21 protein-coding genes, 1 tRNA gene and 1 riboswitch are annotated in these 22,334 nt (G+C 60.2%); of the genes, 14 read left to right on the top strand and 8 right to left on the bottom strand.

The annotated features are described in order from the left end of the window. Window positions 1-21: 21 nt before the first annotated feature. Together AACY50_RS16335 and AACY50_RS16330 are read right to left on the bottom strand one after the other, a co-directional pair. The gene (locus AACY50_RS16335) at window positions 22-429 is read right to left on the bottom strand and encodes a hypothetical protein (protein ID WP_194933739.1); all 408 of its coding nucleotides are present in this window, start codon (window positions 427-429) and stop codon (window positions 22-24) included. 180 nt (window positions 430-609) lie between these two features. Further along, window positions 610-873, bottom strand: coding sequence for a hypothetical protein (locus tag AACY50_RS16330; RefSeq protein ID WP_093438415.1), 264 nt, complete (start codon window positions 871-873; stop codon window positions 610-612). Window positions 874-1,156: 283 nt separating this feature from the next. After that, a riboswitch (guanidine-I (ykkC/yxkD leader) is annotated at window positions 1,157-1,257 on the top strand. Window positions 1,258-1,320: 63 nt separating this feature from the next. Between AACY50_RS16330 and AACY50_RS16325 the strand changes: the two genes are divergently transcribed. From AACY50_RS16325 to AACY50_RS16260, 14 genes are all read left to right on the top strand, one after another. Beyond that, window positions 1,321-2,388: a putative urea ABC transporter substrate-binding protein gene (locus AACY50_RS16325; protein ID WP_339430728.1), complete on the top strand. Its 1,068-nt coding sequence runs from the start codon at window positions 1,321-1,323 to the stop codon at window positions 2,386-2,388. 18 nt (window positions 2,389-2,406) lie between these two features. After that, on the top strand, window positions 2,407-3,222 hold the full coding sequence (locus AACY50_RS16320) for an ABC transporter permease (protein WP_339430727.1): 816 nt from the start codon (window positions 2,407-2,409) through the stop codon (window positions 3,220-3,222). Next, the gene (locus tag AACY50_RS16315; protein WP_339430726.1) at window positions 3,219-4,007 is read left to right on the top strand and encodes an ABC transporter ATP-binding protein; all 789 of its coding nucleotides are present in this window, start codon (window positions 3,219-3,221) and stop codon (window positions 4,005-4,007) included. Before AACY50_RS16320 ends, AACY50_RS16315 begins: the two co-directional genes overlap by 4 nt. Before the next feature lie 13 nt (window positions 4,008-4,020). Beyond that, entirely contained in the window at window positions 4,021-4,746 is a 726-nt protein-coding gene (locus tag AACY50_RS16310) for an urea amidolyase associated protein UAAP1 (protein ID WP_339493656.1), read from the top strand. A gap of 11 nt (window positions 4,747-4,757) precedes the next feature. Beyond that, window positions 4,758-5,411 (top strand): urea amidolyase associated protein UAAP2, encoded by a 654-nt coding sequence (locus AACY50_RS16305; RefSeq protein ID WP_339430724.1) that lies wholly within the window; start codon window positions 4,758-4,760, stop codon window positions 5,409-5,411. A gap of 191 nt (window positions 5,412-5,602) precedes the next feature. Then, window positions 5,603-9,250 carry an urea carboxylase gene (uca, locus tag AACY50_RS16300; RefSeq protein WP_339538844.1) on the top strand — a complete coding sequence of 1,216 codons (3,648 nt, stop codon included), beginning with the start codon at window positions 5,603-5,605 and terminating at the stop codon, window positions 9,248-9,250. 24 nt (window positions 9,251-9,274) lie between these two features. Continuing rightward, on the top strand, window positions 9,275-11,047 hold the full coding sequence (gene atzF / locus AACY50_RS16295; RefSeq protein ID WP_339464851.1) for an allophanate hydrolase: 1,773 nt from the start codon (window positions 9,275-9,277) through the stop codon (window positions 11,045-11,047). 218 nt (window positions 11,048-11,265) lie between these two features. Beyond that, the gene (locus tag AACY50_RS16290; protein WP_339464850.1) at window positions 11,266-12,753 is read left to right on the top strand and encodes a sensor domain-containing diguanylate cyclase; all 1,488 of its coding nucleotides are present in this window, start codon (window positions 11,266-11,268) and stop codon (window positions 12,751-12,753) included. Beyond that, on the top strand, window positions 12,746-12,976 hold the full coding sequence (locus AACY50_RS16285) for a cysteine-rich CWC family protein (protein ID WP_339430720.1): 231 nt from the start codon (window positions 12,746-12,748) through the stop codon (window positions 12,974-12,976). The genes AACY50_RS16290 and AACY50_RS16285 overlap by 8 nt, the downstream gene beginning before the upstream one ends. Window positions 12,977-13,009: 33 nt before the next feature. Continuing rightward, window positions 13,010-13,702, top strand: a complete 693-nt coding sequence (locus AACY50_RS16280; RefSeq protein WP_339538843.1) for a pseudouridine synthase — start codon at window positions 13,010-13,012, stop codon at window positions 13,700-13,702. A 317-nt stretch (window positions 13,703-14,019) separates the two neighbouring features. Then, window positions 14,020-14,904: an alpha/beta fold hydrolase gene (locus AACY50_RS16275; protein WP_339430718.1), complete on the top strand. Its 885-nt coding sequence runs from the start codon at window positions 14,020-14,022 to the stop codon at window positions 14,902-14,904. Between the two features lie 158 nt (window positions 14,905-15,062). After that, window positions 15,063-15,136, top strand: a tRNA-Gly gene (locus tag AACY50_RS16270). A gap of 516 nt (window positions 15,137-15,652) precedes the next feature. Further along, a complete protein-coding gene (locus AACY50_RS16265) occupies window positions 15,653-16,381 on the top strand; it encodes a class I SAM-dependent methyltransferase (protein ID WP_339430717.1) in 729 nt (242 codons plus the stop codon). 131 nt (window positions 16,382-16,512) lie between these two features. After that, entirely contained in the window at window positions 16,513-17,763 is a 1,251-nt protein-coding gene (locus AACY50_RS16260) for a VWA domain-containing protein (RefSeq protein WP_339538842.1), read from the top strand. Window positions 17,764-17,844: 81 nt separating this feature from the next. On the opposite strand, the gene AACY50_RS16255 is transcribed toward AACY50_RS16260, so the two are convergent. Genes AACY50_RS16255 through AACY50_RS16230 form a run of 6 tightly spaced genes read right to left on the bottom strand, consistent with a single transcriptional unit; the run spans window position 17,845 to window position 22,334 of the window. Next, window positions 17,845-18,423 carry a TerD family protein gene (locus AACY50_RS16255; protein ID WP_221731360.1) on the bottom strand — a complete coding sequence of 193 codons (579 nt, stop codon included), beginning with the start codon at window positions 18,421-18,423 and terminating at the stop codon, window positions 17,845-17,847. A 27-nt stretch (window positions 18,424-18,450) separates the two neighbouring features. Then, window positions 18,451-19,026: a TerD family protein gene (locus AACY50_RS16250; RefSeq protein WP_339430715.1), complete on the bottom strand. Its 576-nt coding sequence runs from the start codon at window positions 19,024-19,026 to the stop codon at window positions 18,451-18,453. A gap of 31 nt (window positions 19,027-19,057) precedes the next feature. Then, window positions 19,058-20,056 carry a TerC/Alx family metal homeostasis membrane protein gene (locus AACY50_RS16245; RefSeq protein WP_221731472.1) on the bottom strand — a complete coding sequence of 333 codons (999 nt, stop codon included), beginning with the start codon at window positions 20,054-20,056 and terminating at the stop codon, window positions 19,058-19,060. Between the two features lie 43 nt (window positions 20,057-20,099). Further along, window positions 20,100-20,549, bottom strand: coding sequence for a tellurite resistance TerB family protein (locus tag AACY50_RS16240; RefSeq protein WP_221731362.1), 450 nt, complete (start codon window positions 20,547-20,549; stop codon window positions 20,100-20,102). Between the two features lie 46 nt (window positions 20,550-20,595). Beyond that, complete coding sequence (locus tag AACY50_RS16235; protein ID WP_339493664.1) at window positions 20,596-21,750, bottom strand: TerD family protein; 1,155 nt, start codon at window positions 21,748-21,750, stop codon at window positions 20,596-20,598. Then, the gene (locus tag AACY50_RS16230; RefSeq protein ID WP_221731364.1) at window positions 21,750-22,334 is read right to left on the bottom strand and encodes a TerD family protein; all 585 of its coding nucleotides are present in this window, start codon (window positions 22,332-22,334) and stop codon (window positions 21,750-21,752) included. Before AACY50_RS16230 ends, AACY50_RS16235 begins: the two co-directional genes overlap by 1 nt.

Below are 22,334 nucleotides of genomic sequence, written 5' to 3'. Positions count from 1 at the left end.
CCGCTTTTTGTTGGCGGGTGATTACCATCGGTTGCCACGCCCGTTATGGTCACCACGCCCGCTGTGTCGGTCATAGTTACCGCGACCGCGGTGATCGTTATCCCAACCGCCGCGACGATGGCCATCCCAACGCCCGCGATCGTTGTCGTGCCAGCGACGGCTTTCGTAATAACGTGGAGCCGGCTGGTAGTAACGCGGCGCCGATTGGTAATAGCGCGGTTGCTGGTAATACCGCGGGGCCGGCTGGTAGTAGCGAGGCTGCGCGTAATACGTGCTGCCACCGTTGTAATACGTGCCGCCCGTGTTGTAGTAGGCCGGTGCGGGTGATGTGTAGACCTCTGAGCTGTAATACGAGTCCGCGTAGGAGTACGGGACGCAACCGGCAACGGAAAACATCATCGCAGCAAGTAGAAGAATTCGTCTATACATGGCGGCCTCCTGGACCGCGGGTTGGCCACACCAGCGACGCTGGCAGGCGACAGTCATTTAATCGGTGACTGTCGAAAAATCAGACAGCGTTTTCGGCATCTGGTGCGTTCCTGCAACAAGTTGAAACAAGTGATTGATGAAATCCTGTTCATTTGGAAAACGCTGTCATTCAGCCGCTGATTAATGGTGGCCACCGTGATATCCGCCGCCGTGATAACCCCGTCCGTAACCGCCTCGATAGCCGTAGCCACCGTGGTAATAACGCGCGCCGCCGTAGTAGCGCGGAGCGTAATAACCACCGTAGGAATAAGGTGAGTAATAGCCGGGATAGTAGTAGGTAGACGGATAAGCATCGTAGGGCCCGGCGTAGTAGTAACAACCGGACAGACCCAAACCGAGCACCGCTCCCAGCAGCACCCTTCGCAATGTTTTTTGAATAAGCATGGCGGCCTCCTGAAAGACCCGCGACAGCAGTCGGCACAGACCGGCTGACATCTGTTTTGACTGGCAAACCCAGACCGAGTGCCAACAGCGCAAAATCATCGGATCAGCGGCAAACACGCTGCATCACGGTGCAGCCGCGCACCAACTCAAAGCGCCTCAGCAGCCTCGCCACCAACACTAGGTAAGCCGCGCGCCCGTGCCAGAGCGCCTGACGCGACTTGGCACGCGTCTCGCTTTAGCAAACCCGTGCAGGAGTCATCACAGGTTCGCGGCACCACAATTTGCAATGGCTGACTAGGGTTCCGGCTCGCAATCGCGAGTGACTGGTCCGAGAGTTGGCGACCTCCAGTTGAGGTTACACGGCGGGACAAAAGCCCGGGAGACAAGCCACCGTTCGCGGTGCCGCGTTGCCTTCCTGTCCGCCCTTGATCAACTGGAGAATCCACCATGTCACGACTACGCCTACCCGCCCTGCTCGCCGCCGTCTTCGCCGCGCTTGTCAGCACCCAATCCCCCGCCGCCCAGAAAGACCATTTCAGCGTCTGTTGGACAATCTATGCCGGCTGGATGCCATGGGAGTACGCCGGCAGCCAGGGCATTGTCGACAAGTGGGCGAAGAAATACGGGATCAAGATCGACGTCGTGCAACTCAACGACTATGTCGAATCGATCAACCAGTACACCGCCGGTCAGTTCGACGGCTGCACCATGACCAACATGGACGCACTGACCATTCCCGCCGCTGGCGGCGTCGACAGCACCGCACTGATCGTCAGCGACTTCTCCAACGGCAACGACGGTATCGTGCTCAAGGGTGAAGGCAGGAAAGTCGCCGACCTCAAGGGCATGGACGTCAATCTGGTTGAACTGTCGGTGTCGCACTACCTGCTGGCGCGGGCGCTGGACTCGGTGGACCTGACCGAGAAAGACCTGAAAGTGGTCAACACTTCCGACGCCGATATCTCCGCCGCTTTCAACACCGAACAGGTCAACGCCGTCACTACCTGGAACCCGATGCTCTCGGACATCAAGGCCAAACCGGGGGTGACCGAAGTGTTCAATTCCAGCCAGATTCCCGGCGAGATCATGGACATGATGGTGGTCAACAGCGCCACCCTCAAAGACAACCCGGCGCTGGGCAAAGCGCTGACTGGCGCGTGGTTCGAAGTGGTCGAGTTGATGAACGCCAAAAACGCCGCGAGCAAGACTGCGCTGGAGCACATGGCCAAGGCCTCGGGCACGGATCTGGCCGGATTCCAGGCGCAACTCGACACCACCAAACTGTTCGCCACCCCGAGCGAAGCACTGAGTTTCGCCACCAGCAAACAACTGCCGGCAACCATGCGCAAAGTCGCCGAGTTTTCGTTCGAGCACGGTTTGCTCGGTGAAGGCGCCAAAGACACCAGCGCCGTCGGCATGTCGTTCGCCAACGGTGTGACCAGCGGCGACACCAGCAACCTCAAGCTGCGTTTCGATCCGACCTACGTGCAGATGGCCGCCGACGCCAAGCTGTAAGCCACGGAGGATTTGGCCATGCGCCTGATCAATCGCCACCCGGATCGTCCGAGCCGCTTGTTGCTGGTGATCCTGCCGTTCGCGTTGCTGCTGTTCGCCTACTTCATGGGTTCGGCCGAGCGACTGGCAGACAACCCCAACGACAAACTGCTGCCCAGCGCAGTGCAAATGAGCGACGCGGTAACACGCCTGGCCTTCAATGCCGACAAACGTACCGGTGACTACCTGTTGTGGCAGGACACCGCTTCGAGCCTGCGGCGCCTGGCCATCGGCCTCGGTATCGCTGCGCTGGCCGGGCTGTGTCTGGGCATCGCTGCCGGGACTTTACCGTTATTCGGTGCGCCGTTGTCACCGCTGCTGACGGTGCTGTCGATGGTGCCGCCGCTCGCGATCCTGCCGATTCTGTTCATCGTCTTCGGCTTGGGCGAATTGTCCAAAGTGATGCTGATCGTGATCGGCATCACACCGGCACTCGCTCGGGATCTGGAACAGCGCGCCCGGGAAATCCCCGTCGAGTTGCTGATCAAGGCGCAGACCCTCGGCGCCTCGACCTGGACGCTGATGCTGCGCGTGGTGCTGCCGCAACTACTGCCACGTTTGCTGATATCGCTGCGGCTGATGCTCGGTTCAGCGTGGTTGTTCCTGATTGCCGCCGAGGCGATCGCCTCCACCGACGGGCTCGGCTACCGGATTTTTCTGGTGCGCCGCTATCTGGCGATGGACGTCATCCTGCCTTACGTCGTGTGGATCACCCTCCTCGCCTGGCTGATGGATTGGGGTTTGAAACACCTGACGCGGCGCGCATTTCCCTGGTACGAAGGGGCCGCCAAATGAGCTTCATCCGTGTGAAAAACGTCTGGCAGCAATACGCCGATCAGGTCGTGCTCGAAGGCCTGAACCTGAACGTCAACGAGGGCGAGTTCTGCACGCTGGTCGGTGCGTCCGGTTGCGGTAAATCGACCTTCCTGCGTTTGCTGCTCGGCCAGGAAACCGCCAGTCGCGGCGAGATTCTGCTCGACGGTCAAGCGCTGGCCAGCGAGCCCGATGCCAGCCGTGGCGTGGTGTTCCAGCGCTACTCGGTGTTCCCGCACCTGAGCGTGCTGGACAACGTCGTCATCGGCCTTGAGCTACCGCACTCGCCGTTGCTGGGGCGTCTGTTCGGCAGCGCCAGGCGCCAGGCACGCGAACACGCTTCGGCGCTGTTGCACAAAGTTGGCCTCGGTCATGCGCTGGACAAATATCCGGCGCAACTGTCCGGTGGCATGCAGCAACGGCTGGCGATTGCTCAGGCGCTGATCATGAAACCGCGAGTATTGCTGCTCGACGAACCGTTCGGCGCACTCGATCCAGGCATCCGCAAAGACATGCATGCCCTGCTGCTGGACCTGTGGCGCGAGACGCCGTTGACGGTGTTCATGGTCACCCATGACCTGTCCGAAGGTTTCAGCCTGGGCACTCGTTTGCTGGTGTTCGACAAGGTTCGACTCGACCCGCATGCCCCCGGCGCCTATGGCGCACGCATCACCTATGACATCCCTTTGAACAGCGACCGCCGCGCCCAACGCGCCGCCGTCGAAGCCTTGCCGGCGTCACTGGCGGGCGCACTTCGAACTGCTTGAGAGGCACTTTCCAATGACTGATTCGACCCAACTGTTCCCACCGTTCGCAGAAGAAATGCTGCCCGGTGGCGGTCACCGTTCCTTCGTGTTGAAGCGTGGCCAATTGCTGCGCCTGACCGATCTGCGCGGTGGCGCCAACGTCAGCCTGACCCTGCTCAACGCCAACGAAAAAACCGAGCGGCTGAACCTGCCCGACAGCCTCAAATGCCAACACACCGCCAAGCTCACCACCGGCCACTGCCTGTATTCGGACATGGGCCGCGTGCTGGCAGCCATCACCGCCGATACCGGCGGCTGGAGCGACAGCCTCGGCGGTGTGCTTTGCGCAGAAGAAGTCGCGCACAAGTACGGCCAGGGCCGCTACCAGGAACTGCGCAATGGCTTCTTTCGCAATGGCACCGACAACCTGTTGGTGGAGCTGGGCAAGTGGGGGCTGGGCCTGTCCGACCTGCTGATGACCCTCAACCTGTTCAGCCGCGTGAACGTCGATCAAGCGGGACATTTGCATTTCGTCGAAGACCACTCCAAGGCTGGCGACTACATCGAGTTATACGCACCGATGGACACACTGGTGGTGCTCACCGCCCTGCAACACCCGATGGACCCGGCGCCGGACTACGCGCCAAAACCATTGAAGCTGAGCTGGATGAACGCCGACGCCAGCGTCGCCGAACACTGCCGCACCTCGCGCCCCGAGAACGAGCGCGGATTTATCAACACTGACCGTTTGTTCGCCTGAGGATCGCCGCCATGTCATTTGCCATCGCTACTGCTGACGTTTGCGAAAACAGACAACCCGACACCGCGGTCTACCGCGCGACCATCCCTGCCGGCGAACCCTGGCTGATGGAGGTCAAGGCCGGCCAGACCCTGCGCATTCTTGATCTGGAAGGCAACCAGGCGATCGACACCTTGTTCTACAGCCTCGCCAACCCCAAAGAACGCTACGACGTGCAACGCACCTTGCGTCGGCAGAACAGCGTCTACCTGAGCACCGGCAGCGTGCTCTATTCCAATCTGGGCAAACCGATGCTGACCCTCGTCGCCGACACCTGCGGACGCCACGACACCCTCGGCGGCGCGTGTGCGCAAGAGAGCAACACCGTGCGCTACGCCCTGGAAAAACGCTACATGCACAGCTGCCGCGACAACTACCTGCGCGCCTGCGTGCACGATGGGCGACTGGGCAAAAGCGACATCGGGCCGAACATCAATTTCTTCATGAACGTCCCCGTCACTGCCGACGGTGGACTGACCTTCGAAGACGGGATTTCCGCGCCGGGCAAATACGTCGACCTGCGCGCCGAGATGGACGTGATCGTGCTGATCTCCAACTGCCCGCAACTGAACAACCCGTGCAACGCCTACAACCCGACCCCTGCGGAGCTGCTGGTATGGAACTGAAATTGCGCCGCTTGCGCCGCTGGTTGTTTGCCTTATGCCAGGCCCGATCCGGGCAGTGCCTGAAACCGTCCGCACGCCCCGCTCCCACAAGGGTTTTGTACTGATTGGGAGAACGTGTGTTTCATCCGGGACGACCCGGATGCCAGTCGAAAAACGGCGGGACGGCCCGCTTCCCCTTCAGGGGTTATGCCATGTTCGAAAAAGTCCTTATCGCCAACCGTGGCGCCATCGCCTGCCGCATTCTGCGCACCCTCGCGCCGTTGCAGGTCAAAAGCGTCGCCGTTTACGCCCAAGCCGATGCCGCCAGCCTGCACATCCTGCAAGCCGATGAAGCCCACAGCCTTGGCGAAGGTGCAGCGGCCAGCACTTATCTGGCGGTCGATAAAATCCTCGCCATTGCCAAAGAAAGCGGCGCCACGGCGATTCATCCCGGCTACGGTTTTCTCTCGGAAAACGCCGCTTTCGCTGAAGCGTGCCAAGCCCAAGGCATCGCCTTCATCGGCCCGACGCCGGAGCAACTGCGGGTGTTCGGCCTCAAGCACACCGCGCGCGCTTTGGCGAAACAGCACGGCGTCCCCATGCTCGAAGGCACCGAACTGCTCGACAGCCTCGACGCGGCGCTGATCGCTGGCGAGCACGTCGGCTACCCGGTCATGCTCAAAAGCACCGCTGGCGGCGGTGGCATCGGCATGCGCGTGTGCCGCAGCGCCAGCGAATTGAGCGACTCATTCGAAGCGGTCAAGCGTCTGGGCCAGAACAACTTCAGCGACGCCGGGGTGTTCATCGAGAAATACATTCAGCGCGCCCGGCATCTGGAAGTGCAGGTATTCGGCGATGGTCGCGGCGAAGTCATCGCCCTCGGTGTACGCGACTGTTCAGTGCAGCGGCGCAACCAGAAAGTCCTCGAAGAAACCCCGGCGCCCAACCTGCCAGTCGGCATGGCCGATGAGCTGTGTGCGGCGGCGATCAAACTGGCCAAAGCGGTCAATTACCGGAGCGCCGGTACCGTTGAATTCGTCTTCGACAGCGTGGCGCAGCGCTTCTATTTTCTTGAAGTGAACACACGTTTGCAGGTCGAGCACGGCGTCACGGAACAGGTCTGGGGCGTGGATCTGGTGCGTTGGATGGTCGAACTGGCCGCGGGTGAGCTGGCGCCGCTCGCCGAGTTGTACCGCGACCTGAAACCCGGCGGCCATGCCATTCAGGCGCGCTTGTATGCCGAAGATCCGGGGCGTGATTTTCAGCCAAGCCCGGGCCTGCTGACGGCTGTTGAATTCCCACCGGCCAACGGCATTCAGTTGCGCATCGACACGTGGGTCGAGGCTGGCTGCGAGATCCCGCCATACTTCGACCCGATGATCGCCAAAGTCATCGCCTGGGCGCCGAACCGTGAACAAGCGCGCACAGAACTGCATCAGGCGCTCAGTGACAGCCAGTTGTACGGCGTGGAAACCAACCGCGATTACCTGCGCCAGATTCTGCTCGACACCCCGTTCGCCAGCGGTGAGCCGTGGACCCGTTGCCTGGAGAGCCTGGTTTATCGCGCCAATACCTTTGAGGTGCTCAGCGCCGGCACACAAACCAGCGTGCAGGATTATCCCGGTCGCCTCGGTTACTGGGCCGTCGGTGTGCCGCCCTCGGGGCCCATGGACAGCCGGGCGCTGCGTCTGGGCAATCGCCTGCTTGGCAATGCCGACGGCGCAGCGGCACTGGAAATCACCATGAGCGGGCCGATGTTGCGCTTCAACTGCGAGGCAGTGGTGGCGGTGACCGGGGCGCCGATTGCCTTGGCGTGCGAGGGTCAAACCGTGCCGATGAACACCGCGCTGCTGATCCCGGCGGGCGCGACGTTGAACCTTGGCAGCATCAACGGCGCCGGGGCGCGCAGTTATCTGTGCCTGCGCGGCGGCTTGCAGGTGCCGGACTATCTGGGCAGCAAAAGCACGTTCACCCTCGGCCAGTTCGGCGGCCATGGCGGTCGTGCGCTGCGCACTGGCGACGTGTTGCACATACCGGCGCTGGCCGATCGCAGCGCCGGTCAACAACTTGCGGCGCAGCACATCAGCGTGTTGCCGGCCGTGCGGCAGATTCGCGTGATGTACGGCCCTCACGGCGCACCGGAATACTTTACCGAACACGCCATCGACACCTTCTTCGCGAGCCCGTGGGAAGTGCACTTCAACTCCAGCCGCACCGGCGTGCGCCTGATCGGCCCGAAACCGGAATGGGTGCGCGCCGACGGTGGTGAGGCCGGGTTGCACCCCTCAAACATTCACGACAATCCCTACGCCATCGGCGCCGTGGACTTCACCGGTGACATGCCGGTGATCCTCGGCCCTGACGGCCCGAGCCTCGGCGGGTTTGTGTGCCCGGTGACGGTGATCGAAGCCGATCTGTGGCAGCTAGGGCAGCTCAAGGCTGGCGATAAAATCCAGTTCATCCCGGTGGACCTCAAAACCGCCCGCGAACTCGCCCTGCAATGGGATTCTCACGGTGGGAGCGGGCTTGCTCGCGAAGAGGCCGTGTCCGTCAACATTGATGTGCCTGACACACCGCTTTCGCGAGCAAGCCCGCTCCCACAGGGTTTGGTGTCGCCCGTGGTGTTGGAGTTGGGTCAGGGGGATCGGCGGCTTGTTGCGCGAGTCTGTGGGGATACTCACCTGTTGCTGGAAATCGGCGAGCCTGAACTCGATCTGGTCCTGCGCTTCCGCGCTCACGCCCTGATGCAAGCTTTGGAAAGCAAATCCCTGCACGGCGTGATCGACCTCACGCCGGGCATTCGCTCGCTGCAAGTTCACTACCAGCCCGAGCAATTGCCACTCGCCGACCTGCTCGGCATCGTCGCCGGGGAGTGGGACGCGGTGTGCGCGGCCAAGGATTTGCAGGTGCCGTCGCGCATCGTGCATTTACCGCTGTCCTGGGACGACCCGGCCTGTCAGTTGGCGATCGAGAAATACATGACCACCGTGCGCAAGGATGCCCCATGGTGCCCGAGCAATCTGGAGTTCATCCGCCGCATCAATGACCTGCCGGACCTCGACGAAGTACAGCGCACGGTGTTCGATGCGAGCTATCTGGTGATGGGCCTTGGCGACGTCTACCTCGGCGCGCCGGTGGCCACTCCGCTCGACCCCCGCCATCGATTGGTCACCACCAAATACAACCCGGCACGCACCTGGACCGCCGAAAACTCGGTGGGTATTGGTGGCGCTTACCTGTGCGTGTACGGCATGGAAGGCCCGGGCGGTTATCAGTTCGTCGGGCGCACGTTACAGATGTGGAATCGCTACCGCGAAGTGGCGGCATTCGATGGCAAACCGTGGCTGCTGCGTTTCTTCGACCAGATTCGTTTTTACCCGGTCAGCGCCGAAGCGTTGCTGCGCATCCGCAGGGATTTCCCCCTCGGGCGTTTTGAACTGGACATCGAGCACAGCCAGCTCAACCTCGCTGAGTATCAGGATTTTCTGAGCCGTGAAGCGCACAGCATCAGTGCGTTTCGCAGCCAACAACAAGGCGCGTTCAACGCCGAGCGCGAACGCTGGATCGCCAGTGGTCAGGCGCACTTCGACAGCGAAGAGGTGGCGCCGCCATCAACCGAGGACGCACCGTTGGCGCACGGCCTGCAGAGCATCGAAAGCCATATCGCCGGCAACCTCTGGCAAGTGCAAGTCGAGGCTGGCAGCCGCGTCGCGACGGGTGATGTGCTGGTGATTCTCGAATCGATGAAGATGGAAATCCCTGTGCTCGCGCCAATGGCTGGCGTCGTACGCGAAATTCGTGTGCAGCCGGGTTCGGCGGTGCGCGCAGGTCAACGGGTCGTGGTGCTGGAGCTCGACTGAACCCATTTGTAAAAGGATCAACTCATGAATCTGCAACTCGATGTTCTGCGCCAGGCCTATATCAAGGGCGAAACAACACCCCGCACATTGCTGCCTGCACTGCGCGAAAAAGCCGCCGCGCTGAATCCCGACTATCACCTGTTCATCCACTTGGTCAGTGTCGATGAACTGGAGCCGTACCTCGCCGCCCTCGACGGCCGCGACATCGACAGCCTGCCGCTGTACGGCGTGCCGTTTGCGATCAAGGACAACATCGATCTGGCGGGTATCCCCACCACCGCCGCGTGCCCGGCGTTCGCTTACACGCCACAGCGCTCGGCGACCATCGTCGAGCAGTTGATTGCGCTGGGAGCGGTGCCGCTGGGCAAGACCAACCTCGATCAGTTTGCGACTGGCCTCAATGGCAGCCGCTCACCCTACGGCGCATGTCCGAACAGCGTGTTGCCGCAATATCCGTCCGGAGGTTCCAGCGCCGGTTCGTCGCTGGCGGTGGCGTTGGGCGTGGCGAGTTTTGCCCTGGGCACCGACACTGCAGGGTCAGGGCGGGTGCCGGCGGCCCTGAACAACCTGATCGGTTTGAAAGCCAGCAAAGGGCTGATCTCCACGGCCGGGGTGCTGCCGGCGTGCCGGACGCTGGATTGCGTCACCACGTTTACCGCGACCGCGCGCGAGGCCAGTCAGTTGTTGGCACTGACCGCAAAACTCGATCCACGGGATGAGTACAGCCGCCCTAATCCGGCGTGGAATGACGGCTCGGCATTCGGTGCGCCACAGCCGTTTCGCTTCGGGGTCCCGCGTGCGCAGGATCTGGAGTTTTTCGGCTGCGTCGAAGGCCCGCTGCTGTTCGGCGATGCCATCGACCGGCTCCAGGCCCTGGGTGGCGAAGCGGTCGAGCTGGATTTGTCGCCGTTCCTGGAAGCCGCACGCTTGCTGTACGAAGGGCCGTGGGTCGCCGAGCGCTACAGCGTGGCGGGCGAATTGATGGAAGAGAATCCCCAAGCGGTCTTGCCGGTGATCCGCGCCGTGCTGGCCAAGGCTGCGGCGGTGACGGGCGTGCAGACCTTCCGCGCCCAATATCGGCTGCAAGCCCTGAAAGCGCGTTGCGATCAGGCCCTCGAAAACCTCGACTGCGTGCTGACCCCGACCCTCGGCCGTCCCGTGACACTGGCGCAATTGGACGCCGAACCGGTGCTGCGCAATTCCGAACTCGGTTACTACACCAACTTCATGAACCTGCTCGATTACGCCGCCGTCGCCGTGCCAAGCGCGTTCATGGCCAATGGTTTGCCGTGGGGCGTGACGCTGTTCGGACGGGCGTTCACCGATCAATACCTGTTGAGCGTGGCGGATGCGCTGCAGCGCCAGCAAGATTGCGCGCAGCCATCACCTGCGAACGTGGCGCGCAATGACCGCGCGCGCGTGGTGGTGTGCGGCGCGCATCTGGATGGTTTGCCGTTGAACGGGCAGCTCACGCAACGGGGTGGGCGCTTGCTGGAAACCACGCTCAGCTCGCCGGACTATCAACTTCACGCCCTGGCGGGTGGCCCAACGAAGCGCCCGGGCATGGTCAGGGTGAAGGATGGCGGCGTGGCCATTGCGGTGGAAGTCTGGGAGTTGCCGAGCAGCGAATTGGGCTCCTTCCTTACCGGTATTCCCGCCCCGCTCGGCCTGGGCAAGGTGCAACTGGCGGATGGGCGCTGGGAGAACGGGTTCATCTGTGAGCCGTATGGCTTGGAGGGCGCCGTGGATATCAGCCATCTGGGCGGATGGCGGGCCTATCTGAAAACCCTGGCCTGAGGCGCTCCTTGGCAGGCGTGAGCCGGCTCGCGATAGCAGTGTTTGAGCCACACCATGGGTGAATGTCACGGCCCCATCGCGAGCAGGCGCACACCGATAAGGGGTGGCGCCACTTCAGGCCAGTACAGGAACGACCATTCGCACCGCACATGGAGCAGATATTTGCCCCGCAGTCCCGTTAGAATGTTTGCCATCGGGCCACTGCCAACGGATCTGCCATGCCGCATCGCTCTGCGCTGTACTCCCAACGTTCACTGGTGTTGACGCTGATCGCCCTGCTGGGCGCCGGTTTCCTCGCCACCTCGTTGCTCAGCTACTACGCCTCGCGCACGTCGATCCGCGACAACATCGTCAACACCGAACTGCCGCTGACGTCCGACACCGTGTATTCGGAAATCCAGAAAGACCTTGTCAGGCCGATCCTGATTTCCTCGATGATGTCCCGCGATACCTTCATGCGCGACTGGGTGGTAAACGGCGAACAGAACCCCGAGCAGATGACCCGTTATCTCGACGAAGTCATGACCCATTACGGCGCCTACACCGCGTTTTTCGTCTCCAACAGCACCCTCACCTACTACCACGCCAAAGGCGTGCTCAAGCAGGTCAAGGTCGAGGAGCCGCGTGACGCCTGGTACTTTCGCGTGCGCGACATGAAAGACCCGTACGAGATCAACGTCGACCCGGATCTGGCCAACAAGGACAACCTGACGTTCTTCATCAACTACAAGGTCTACGACTACCACAACCGCTTCATCGGCGCGGCGGGTGTCGGCCTGACGGTGGACGCGGTGATCAAGCTGATCGACAAATACCAACAGCGCTATCAACGCAGTGTTTACTTCGTCGACACCTTTGGCCGGCTGGTATTGACCGGTGCCCAGGGCGGACCTGAAGGCGCGCACATTGGCCAGAGCCTCGGCGAAATCGACAGCATGAAAAGCCTGGTCAGCCAATTGCCCAAGCCCCACAGCGGCAGCTACGAATACTCCGCCCACGGCCAGGGGCACTTCCTCAACGTGCGGTTTATCCCGGAGTTGAACTGGTACCTGTTCGTTGATAAACGCGAGGACGGTGCACTGAGTGAAATCCGTCAGTCGCTGTACCTCAATCTGCTGATTTGCCTGCTGGTGACCTTGATTGTGTTGGCAGTGCTGAACCGTGTGATCAAACGGTTTCAATCGAAAATCCAGGCCCAGGCCACGCTCGACAGCCTCACCGAACTGCCGAACCGGCGCGGCTTTGATCTGCTGGCCGCGCAAGCCCTGCACGAAGCGCAACGCGAGACCAAGCCGCTGACCGCGTTGCTGCTCGATCTCGATCACTTCAAAGTGCTGAACGACACCTACGGCCACATGGCAGGCGATCAAGTGTTGATCGGTTTCGCCCGGGATCTACAGAGTTGCCTGCGCCATGCCGACATCGTCTGCCGCTGGGGCGGTGAGGAATTTATCGTTTTGCTGAAGGACACCGACGGCGAAACCGGTCAGAACATTGCCGAGAAGATCCGTCAGCACGTCGAACAGCACAAATATGCCTACAACGGCCATACGCTAAATCTGACGGTGAGCATCGGTGCCACCACCCTGCAACGCGATGACACCTTGCACAGCCTGCTGTCCCGGGCCGATCATGCGATGTACCGGGCCAAGCAAACCGGCCGCAACCGCACCTGCGTGGAAATGCCCCACTCGACCTATGCCTGACATCAATGCAAGACCCGACCTCTGCCCGGCCTGCGGTGCCCGCAACGACTGCAGCCTGGCCGACCCACGCACCGCCGACCGCGCCTGCTGGTGCTACGGCGTGAGCATCGACCCGGCCGTGCTCGAAGCATTGCCGCCCGAACGGCGCGACACATCCTGCCTGTGCCCACGGTGCGCGCAGGTCCAGGCGCAACTGCAAGCGGCCAGCCAGACGATCCCGTAAGATACGCGCCCCTTCACCCAGCGAAACCTGAACATGCGCGTTGACCGCTTCCTCAGCAATCTACCCCGCTACAACCGTCAGCAGGTTCGCCTGTTGCTGGTGGAAAAGCGCGTGCGGGTTGACGGAAAAGTCGTCATCGATCCCCACAGCGATGTACTGGAGTTCAGCCGCGTCGAAGTCGATGACCAAGTGCTGCAACTCGGCAAACCGGCGCGCTACTTCATGCTGCACAAACCTGCAGGTTGCGTCAGCGCCACCCGCGACCCACAACACCCGACCGTGCTCGACCTGATCGATGAGCCGGACAAAGACGACCTGCACATCGCCGGACGCCTGGACTTCAACACCACCGGGCTGATGTTGATCACCAACGATGGCACCTGGTCGCGACGCCTGACCCAGCCGCAGACCAAATTGCCGAAGGTCTATTACGTGGAGACCGAACAGGACATTGGCGCGCACTATGCGCTCACGTTTGCCGAGGGGATCTACTTTGCTTTCGAGGATCTGACCACGCAGCCGGCGCATCTGGAGTTGCTCGGCCCAAGGTCGGCGCGCTTGAGCATCGTCGAGGGCCGCTACCATCAGGTGAAGCGCATGTTTGGTCACTTCAACAATAAAGTCCTGCGCCTGCACCGCGATTCCATCGGCCCGTTGCTGCTCGATCACGCGCTAAAACCGGGCGAGTACCGCGCTTTGCGCACCGAAGAGATTCAATGGTTCTAAAGCCGCGACCGCTCAGCAGAAGTCGTCAAAGAATTTACCAACGGCACTTGCGCGATCCCGATCCCCCTGCTTGAATCAGGACGTCGGCCGAAATGTGACCGAAGAGTCACAACATACCTCTAAGAAACTTTTTGCCGGTAGACAGCCCTCAGGGCTGCGCCTCAGCCGGCAGACTGCCCGCCAATAACAATACCCGTCGACCTGCCGTACCGGATCGACATGGGCCAAGCAAATTTCAGGCGTATGCCTACCTGTCACAAAGCTCGTGCAATCTCTATTTGCGCGCATACCCGCTTGCTTGCCAGGAGTCTTATGACATGAGGCCAGAAATCGCTGTGCTGGATATACAGGGTCAGTATCGGGTTTACACGGAGTTCTATCGCGCAGACGCCGCAGAAAAGACCATCATCCTGGTCAACGGCTCGATGGCCACGACTGCGTCGTTTGCACAGACTGTGAAAAACCTGCACCCGCAATTCAACGTGGTCTGCTACGACCAGCCCTACGCGGGCAAGTCAAAAGCCCACAACCTGCACGAGAAACATCTGACGAAAGAAGTCGAAGGGCAGATCCTGCTGGAACTGATCGACCACTTCGGCGCTGAGCATGTGCTGTCGTTTTCCTGGGGCGGCGCCGCCACACTGGTTGCCCTCGCACACCAGCCTCGGCGCATCGAAAAAGCCGTGATCAGCTCGTTCTCTCCGGTGATCAACGCGCACATGCTCGATTACCTGGAGCGCGGCGTCGACTACCTCGGCCAACGCGATGGCGATCGGGTAGGTGAACTAGTCAACAGCACCATCGGCAAGCACCTGCCGTCGCTGTTCAAGCGCTTCAACTACCGCCACGTCAGCAGCCTGGCCGAGCACGAATACGGGCAGATGCACTTCCACATCAGCGACGTGCTGCACAGTGATCGTCTGTGCTATTTGAATGCAGCGCAGAAAATCAACGTGCCGGTGCTGTTTCTCAACGGTGAATGGGACGAGTACACCGCCGCCGACGATGCGCGCCTGTTCGGCAACCATGTGGCGCAGAGCACCTTCACCACGCTGCAGGCCACCGGACACTTTCTCGACATGGAGCACAAGGCTGCCTGCCGAGATAGCCAGAACGCCCTGCTCGGCTTTCTGAAACCGGCACCGCAGGCGAGCCGAACGCGTTACTCGTTTGTTCAGGATCACCATGCACTGGCCATTTGAAAAAGCGTCGTCGCGAGCGAGCCTGCCGGGTTGAGGTTTTCGTTTACTTACCCGCAGCGCTCGCCCGCGATTGACCGTTTTCAGCGATTTAAAGCCATCGCACGCAAAAGAAAACTTCAAATTCGTTGGCGACTCTGGTACAAAGTCAGCCGCTCTGAGCGGGTATAGTTTAATGGTAGAACAGTAGCTTCCCAAGCTTCCGACGAGGGTTCGATTCCCTCTACCCGCTCCAATCGAATAGAGGTCTCACGTCGCACTGTTCGGCGGGGGATGCAGAAACAGAAAAAACCGGCCTTGATGGCCGGTTTTTTTACGCGCTGTAGAAAGCAAGCAGGGACTCGGTGTCGTACGCCGGAATGGCGAGAAACACCGGTTCGGGCTCGTTGGTAGAGCCCATGATTTGGCCTATCAAGTTACCGACCACCCTCCAGGCACACAAGCCGGCGAATTCTGGCGTACCGGCAGGCAACAGCTCAAGGGTTTGCAGGCTTCAGGACGTAACACCGAATACCTTTAAACACGGCCTCCAGAAAGCGTTTACGCACCCACATAAAACGGCGATTCGCCCGACATTACAGATCGACAACACTGCACCGGTTCTCACTTGGCGCGCGACCCGCTAGCATTTCCTCATCAACCACCCCCTCCCCCTGCGCGGCCATCGACGAATACGCGTCATCACTTTCGAGGGAATCCCAATCACGGCCAATTTGCCGCTGACGACTGAACTCAAAAGAGCACTTCACCCATGACTCAAAACATTTACGACGATCCCGAGTTTTTCCAGGGCTACAGCCAGATGAACCGCTCCATCGGCGGCCTCGATGCCGCGCCGGAATGGCCGGCGCTCAAAGCGCTGCTGCCCCCCCTGCATGGTTTGAACGTGGTGGACCTGGGCTGCGGCTATGGCTGGTTCAGCCGCTGGGCCAGCGAACAGGGCGCGGCTAACGTGCTGGGGCTGGATGTCTCGGAAAAAATGCTGGAACGCGCACGCCAAACCACCACAGCAGCGAACATCCGCTACGAACGTGCCGACCTTGAACAACTCGACTTGCCCGCCTGCTGCTATGACCTGGCTTACAGCTCGCTCGCGCTGCACTACATCAAGGATCTGCCGGGGCTGTTTGCCCACCTCTACAGCGCGCTGAAACCGGGTTCGCACTTCGTGTTTTCCATCGAGCACCCGATCTTCATGGCACCGCGCAATCCGGGTTGGCTGATCGACAGTGAAGGTCGCAAGCGCTGGCCGCTGGACAGTTATCAGCTGGAAGGCGAACGCGTAACGAACTGGCTGGCCGAGGGCGTGATCAAACAGCATCGCACGGTCGGCACGTTGCTCAATTCATTGATTGGCGCGGGTTTCAGCATTCGCCATGTCAACGAATGGGGCCCAAGCGATGCGGATATCGCAGCGCAACCGGCGCTGGCTGAAGAACAGGAGCGGCCGATGATGATGTTGGTGGCGGTGCAACGCTGAGCACAAACCCATCGACCGCCGATAGCCGGTTTAGGGTGATAATGCGCGGGCGAATCAATCGCCCGCGCATTATCGGTTAACAAAATATCCGGTGCGCGCCGACGCAGCAAATCATCACTCAAGGAAGCAAGATGCAGATCACCCAAGGACAGCGGCTCCCCCTGTCAAACATTCTTCAGGGGCAATCGCTCACACTCGCGGTACAGATCCAGTCCAGCGACGTCATCGATTTCGTCTGCTTCGGCGTCGACGCGCAAGGCAAGCTTTCAGACGATCGCTACATGGTCTTTTTCAATCAACCGGCGACGCCATGCGCCAGCGTAAAAATCGAAGATCAGGGCCGCTTTCAAATCAACCTCGCGCAGTTACCCGCCTCCATCGACCGCTTGGTGTTCACAGCCTCCATCGACGGCCAGGGGACGATGAGCGCTATCGGCGCCAGTCACTTCTGTGTGTTCAACCCTGCCGGCCAAACCGTCGCTCAATGTGCGTTTTCCGGGGCGACGTTCAGCGCCGAGAAAGCCATCATGGTTGCCGAGTTGTATCGCAAGAACGGCGAATGGCGCCTGCTCTCGAACCTGCAAGGTTACGCACAAGGTCTGGATGCGCTGGTGAATCACTTCGGTGGCGAGGTCGCTGAAAGCCCTGCGCCAGCACCAGCACCAGCACCCGCCAAAATATCCCTCGAGAAAAGAATCGCCGACGCCGCACCGCATCTGGTCAGTCTGGCAAAGAAAGCACAGATCAGCCTGGAAAAAGCCAACCTCACCCAAACCAAGGCCCGGGTTGTTCTGGTGCTTGATGCTTCTGGTTCAATGAACCATCAGTACGTCAAAGGCCGGGTGCAGGAAGTGGTCAACCGGCTATTGCCGCTGGCGGTATCGTTCGATGAGGACGGCGAGCTCGATTGCTGGGCGTTCGGCGCCAAGCCGTTGCGCCTCTCGCCGGTGACGCTGGGCAATCACAAGGCATTCATCGACACCGACAATAGAGGTTGGAGAAACTGGGAACTCGGCAGCCGGATCAACGATGAGCCGAAAGTCATCCAGAAAGTCGTGGAGCAGTTTAAGCAATCCGACGACGGCACGCCGATGTATGTCCTGTTCATCAGCGATGGCGGCGTGTCTGAAAGCCGCAAAATCACTCGCCTGATGGTCGACGCAGCGAACCTGCCGATTTTCTGGCAATTCGTCGGGCTCGGTGGCCACGGCTACGGCATTCTGGAGAAACTGGACACCCTGCCGGGACGCGTGGTCGACAACTGCGGCTTTTTCGCACTGGACGACCTGCACGACATCAGCGAGGAACAGCTCTATGACATGCTGATGGCCGAGTTCCCGATCTGGCTCAAAGAGGCCAAGGCCAAAGGCATTATTCGCTGACGGCATGCGGATGATTGCGCTGCCCGAACGCCGGGCAAGAAAAAGCCCCCTCGCGAGGGGGCCCCTCCCCACCCTTTCGGGTTAGCCGATGCTCACGCCGTGAGCTTCAGCCAGAGGCTTCAAGCCGCCAGCGAAACCCTGGCCGATCGCCTTGAACTTGAACTCTTCGCCGTTGCGATACAGCTCACCGAAGATCATCGCAGTTTCGGTGGAGGCGTCTTCGCTCAGGTCGTAGCGGGCCAGTTCTTTGCCGTCAGCCTTGTTGACCACACGGATGTAGGCGTTGGACACCTGACCGAAGCTTTGCTTGCGAGCTTCGGCGTCATGGATGGTCACCGAGAACACCAGTTTTTTCACAGCGGCAGCCAGGCCGTTGAGTTTGACGGTGGCTTGTTCGTCATCACCTTCGCCAGCGCCCGAGCGGTTGTCGCCCATGTGCTCAACGGAACCGTCGGCAGAGGTTTTGTTGTTGTAGAAAATGAAACCGTTGTCGTCGAGCACTTTGCCGTTTTCACCGACGATGAAAATCGACGCATCCAGGTCGAACTCGGCGCCGTCAGTGACACGCGGATCCCAACCCAGGCCCACGATCACTTCGGACAGGCCCGGAGCTTCTTTGGACAGCGAAACGTTGCCACCTTTGGACAGACTTACAGCCATGTTCAGATTCCTTTTGTTGGGGGTTGCTTAGAAGTTCATACCGTAGGAGTTGGCCAAGGCGCGCAGGCCGCCGGCGTAACCCTGACCCACGGCTCGGAATTTCCACTCGCCGTTGTGGCGATACAGCTCTGCGAACACCATCGCTGTTTCAGTCGAGGCGTCTTCAGCCAGGTCGTAACGAACCACTTCGGCACTGGTCACGTCATTAACGACACGGATGAAGGAACCACCCACCTGACCAAAGCTTTGCTTGCGCGCTTCGGCGTCGTGAATGGTCACGACGAAGACCACCTTGTCTACGTCAGCCGGGACACGGCTCAGGTCGACCTTGATCACTTCGTCGTCGCCGTCGCCAGCACCGGTGCGGTTGTCGCCAGTGTGCTCAACCGAGCCGTCCAGGCTTTTCAGCTGGTTGTAGAAAATGAAGTCAGCTTCGCTGCGGACCTTGCCGTTCGCACCCAGCAGAAGAGCGCTCGCGTCCAGGTCAAACTCGGCGCCGTCAGTTGCACGCGGATCCCAGCCCAGGCCGACCAGAATCTTGCTCAGGCTCGGGTCGGTTTTGGTCAAAGACAGGTTTGCACCCTTTTGAAGAGTCAGTGCCATGGGTATTACTCCTTGTGGTGAAGACGATTACTCATTGGTTTTCAAGCGGTGCATCTTCCTTTGCAGGGAAGATCAGACTCGCAACGACGCCTATCGCCAGAACAACCATCACGATCAGCAAACTGGTGTTCGCATCGATGGTATAGCCGTGATGAAACATGTGATCCGTTGCATTCAAGCCCAACTTGACAGCAATGAAGAACAACAGTGCGATAACCGATTTTTCCAGGTGGACCAGATAGCGTTTCAGGGCTTCGAGAACGAAGTACATGGTGCGCAGGCCCAGAATGGCGAACAGCATGGCCGAGTAGACGATCAGCGGCTCGCGACTCACGGCGATCACCGCCGGCACAGAGTCGAAGGCGAAGAGAATGTCGGACACTTCAGCCACCACCAGGCACAGGAACAGCGGCGTGGCGAACAGCGTGCCCTTGGCCGCGAGCGTCATGCCCTGGTGCTCAGGTTTCTTCAGTTCCACTTCCAGTTGCTTGCGGGACACAAAAAAGTTGTGGCCATACAGCTTTGGCCATACAGGAAAGAGCTTTTGCGCGAAGCGGTAGGCCATGTGCTTGGAATAGTCCTCCTCTTCTTCGTCATCACCGCCGCTGCGCAGCATCATGATGGCGGTCCAGGCGACGATCACGGCGAAAACCACCTCGACCCATGGGCCAAACGCCAACAGACCGGTGCCAATGGCAACGAAGATCCCGCGGAAAACGATCGCGCCGATGATCCCCCAGTACAGCACCCGGTGACGCATGCCATCAGGCACTTTGAACCAGGCAAAAATCGCCATGAACACGAACAGGTTGTCGACGCTCAGGACTTTCTCCAGGGCATAACCGGTGACAAACAGGCTCGCGACCTGCGGCCCGTGCTGGACATAGAGAAAGCCTGCGAATGCCAGCGAGATGGCAATCCAGAAAACCGACCAGATCGAGGCTTTAGCCAGCGAAATGGGCTTGTCGCCACGGTGCGTGACCATGTCGAGCAGCAGTGCGCCCAGCGCAATACCGACGAATACCGCCATGGTCAGTGGGGGGAATCCAATGTGACTGTCCAAGTACCGCTCCTTAAAGTTCGAAATCAGCCGGGTTCAAACCCAGTTCAAGGCAAATCTGACGGCAAGCCGCTTTTTCTTTGTCGTCGAAGTTGCCGTCCGACGCGCCGATAGCGCAGGCAACACGGACCAGCAAGCGGCCAGCACCGGCATCGTTCTTGATCTTGCCGATGGTCTTCAGCGCTTCCGCCTGACCGATCTGAAAGTCGAACTCAAACTTTTCGCAGTGAGCGTTGAAGGACTTGATGACGTCGGCCATGTTGAAAACCTTCAACTCCGACGAGTTGTTGATGAACCCGGCCATTTTGGTTTTCTCGGCGGAGGAGATCTCTCCGTCTGCAGCAGCGACCAATGCGCAGGCTGCGGTCGTGGCATCCATGAATTTCTGATTTTTGAACTTGCTGACCTCAGAGGTCAGTTTGTCGCGTGCCAATGCAGCGTTTTCTTTAAGCCATGCAAGCATTTTGAAGTCCTCTAAAAGGGCGGGGCCCCAAGCCCCGCCAAGGTAACTATTTCGAACCGGCGCGCCAGTTCATGCCCCAGCCGTAGGCTTTGTCCACCGCAGAATGCCCACGGTGGAAATCCACCCGCCGGGAAACCTTGACGGCGCCGTTGTCATTTTCGAGCATCGCAATGGCGCACATACCATCGCGTCCGCCCTCTTCGTTGAGGCGAACCTCGATCTCCGGCTGATTCGGGATGTAGATGGTTACGACGCCATCGGTCTCGCGCCAGTTAGGAGCCCCTTCGTAGATGAAGGCGAAAATCAGGATGCGGCGTACTTCAGCCCACTTAGCGCCATTGATGTGCAGCCACTCGCCACCGGCGACAGAGCCGGTACGGTCGTCACCCATCAGTTGGATGTAAGGCTCTTGGTTCAGGCTGCCGAAGCAGTTGCCAAGCGCTTGTACGACGCCCTTCTCACCGTCCTGCAACTCGTACAGGCAACCCACGTCGAGGTCGATCGAAGAACTGCTTTTGAAAAAGCCGCCAGAGCTGCGCTTGTTCCAGTTCAGGTTGACCTTGATCTCACCGAAACCGGCCGCGGTCTTCTCCAGACTGATAGAGCTGCGCGTCTTGTCGAGGGTCACCTTGCTCAGGCTGATCGACGACTTCGGCGCCGCAGGCGCAGGCGGCACGGGTGTTGGCGCGGGTGCCGGCGCGGCGACATCGACCCCGAAATGCCTGGCCAATGGCTCAAGCCCACCGTTGAAGCCCTGTGCAACACAACGGAATTTCCATTCACCCTGGCGACGATAAAACTCGCCCAGAATCAGCGCGGTTTCCTTCATGCCACTGGTAGGGATCTGCGCTTCGATACCACCGGACACCACGACCGACAGCTGCGAGACGCGCTCGAAACTGGCCTTGTTTTCGTAGATCGTGGCGGTCAGTGCGACCTTTTCCACGGCCGGCTCCAGTCGGCTCAGGTCAACGGTGAACACCGCCCGACCCGCCGAGGAGTCGGACAAGGTGACCGCCCCGCCCAGCACACTCGGCTGACCGTAAAAGCACATATCGCCATCGCCGCGAACCTTTGCCGTGGTTCCCAGAGCGAAGGCCGAGACATCAATATCGGCGCCTGGAATCGGCGAGTAATTGATGTCGACGCGAAGCGGGCCGCTGGCAACGGGTGCGTTGCCGCCCGGAGCAAGAGTGGCCATTAGCGCAGCGCCTGAACGGCCAGGTTCACCAGGTCATCGGCGGTACGGCCGTTGGTGGTCTGGCCGATAGCGGTGAACTTCCAGCCATCGCTATCACGAGACAGGCTAGCCATCACGATGCCGGTGTGGGCGCCACGCTCGGACAGATTGAAGCGGGCCAGCTCATTCTTGTTACTGGCGTTGACGATGCGGCAGTAGGCGTTTTCGACTTTTTCGAAGTTCTGCCCGGTGAAGCTGTTCACCGTAAAAACCAGGTGCTGGACGACCGCCGGCAGACGCTGCAGATCAACGTGGATAGTTTCGTCGTCACCCGCGCCTTCACCGGTACGGTTGTCGCCGGAATGCTGGATCGAACCGTCCTGAGATTTCAGTTGGCGGAACCACACCAGGTCGATCGGTTGAAGGCTGGCGTCGAGCAGGATGCACGAAGCGTCCAGGTCGATTTCACCACCATTGCCCATCAACTTGCCGAGAAAACCGGCCTTTACCGGGTCCCAACCCAGGCCGAGGCTGACGCTGGTCAGCGCAGTACCGGCGGTTTTTTCCAGGGAAATGGACTGTTTTTTACTCAGGGTAAGTGCCAT

Origin of the sequence: Pseudomonas sp. RA_15y_Pfl2_54, from assembly GCF_963971015.1 — a bacterium.
In the GTDB taxonomy this organism is placed as follows: domain Bacteria; phylum Pseudomonadota; class Gammaproteobacteria; order Pseudomonadales; family Pseudomonadaceae; genus Aquipseudomonas; species Aquipseudomonas baetica_A.
Note: the sequence above shows the minus strand (reverse complement) of the source record. Positions and strands in the feature narration are given on the sequence as shown.

Coding starts and splice junctions, on each gene's coding strand:
- AACY50_RS16280 (WP_339538843.1), top strand. CDS start 13,010: ATGCGCGTTGACCGCTTCCTCAGCAATCTACCCCGCTACAACCGTCAG.
- AACY50_RS16255 (WP_221731360.1), bottom strand. CDS start 18,423: ATGGCTGTAAGTCTGTCCAAAGGTGGCAACGTTTCGCTGTCCAAAGAA.
- AACY50_RS16265 (WP_339430717.1), top strand. CDS start 15,653: ATGACTCAAAACATTTACGACGATCCCGAGTTTTTCCAGGGCTACAGC.
- AACY50_RS16250 (WP_339430715.1), bottom strand. CDS start 19,026: ATGGCACTGACTCTTCAAAAGGGTGCAAACCTGTCTTTGACCAAAACC.
- AACY50_RS16285 (WP_339430720.1), top strand. CDS start 12,746: ATGCCTGACATCAATGCAAGACCCGACCTCTGCCCGGCCTGCGGTGCC.
- AACY50_RS16290 (WP_339464850.1), top strand. CDS start 11,266: ATGCCGCATCGCTCTGCGCTGTACTCCCAACGTTCACTGGTGTTGACG.
- AACY50_RS16325 (WP_339430728.1), top strand. CDS start 1,321: ATGTCACGACTACGCCTACCCGCCCTGCTCGCCGCCGTCTTCGCCGCG.
- AACY50_RS16320 (WP_339430727.1), top strand. CDS start 2,407: ATGCGCCTGATCAATCGCCACCCGGATCGTCCGAGCCGCTTGTTGCTG.
- AACY50_RS16315 (WP_339430726.1), top strand. CDS start 3,219: ATGAGCTTCATCCGTGTGAAAAACGTCTGGCAGCAATACGCCGATCAG.
- AACY50_RS16335 (WP_194933739.1), bottom strand. CDS start 429: ATGTATAGACGAATTCTTCTACTTGCTGCGATGATGTTTTCCGTTGCC.
- AACY50_RS16230 (WP_221731364.1), bottom strand. CDS start 22,334: ATGGCACTTACCCTGAGTAAAAAACAGTCCATTTCCCTGGAAAAAACC.
- AACY50_RS16305 (WP_339430724.1), top strand. CDS start 4,758: ATGTCATTTGCCATCGCTACTGCTGACGTTTGCGAAAACAGACAACCC.
- uca (WP_339538844.1), top strand. CDS start 5,603: ATGTTCGAAAAAGTCCTTATCGCCAACCGTGGCGCCATCGCCTGCCGC.
- AACY50_RS16245 (WP_221731472.1), bottom strand. CDS start 20,056: ATGGCGGTATTCGTCGGTATTGCGCTGGGCGCACTGCTGCTCGACATG.
- AACY50_RS16260 (WP_339538842.1), top strand. CDS start 16,513: ATGCAGATCACCCAAGGACAGCGGCTCCCCCTGTCAAACATTCTTCAG.
- AACY50_RS16275 (WP_339430718.1), top strand. CDS start 14,020: ATGAGGCCAGAAATCGCTGTGCTGGATATACAGGGTCAGTATCGGGTT.
- AACY50_RS16310 (WP_339493656.1), top strand. CDS start 4,021: ATGACTGATTCGACCCAACTGTTCCCACCGTTCGCAGAAGAAATGCTG.
- atzF (WP_339464851.1), top strand. CDS start 9,275: ATGAATCTGCAACTCGATGTTCTGCGCCAGGCCTATATCAAGGGCGAA.
- AACY50_RS16330 (WP_093438415.1), bottom strand. CDS start 873: ATGCTTATTCAAAAAACATTGCGAAGGGTGCTGCTGGGAGCGGTGCTC.
- AACY50_RS16235 (WP_339493664.1), bottom strand. CDS start 21,750: ATGGCCACTCTTGCTCCGGGCGGCAACGCACCCGTTGCCAGCGGCCCG.
- AACY50_RS16240 (WP_221731362.1), bottom strand. CDS start 20,549: ATGCTTGCATGGCTTAAAGAAAACGCTGCATTGGCACGCGACAAACTG.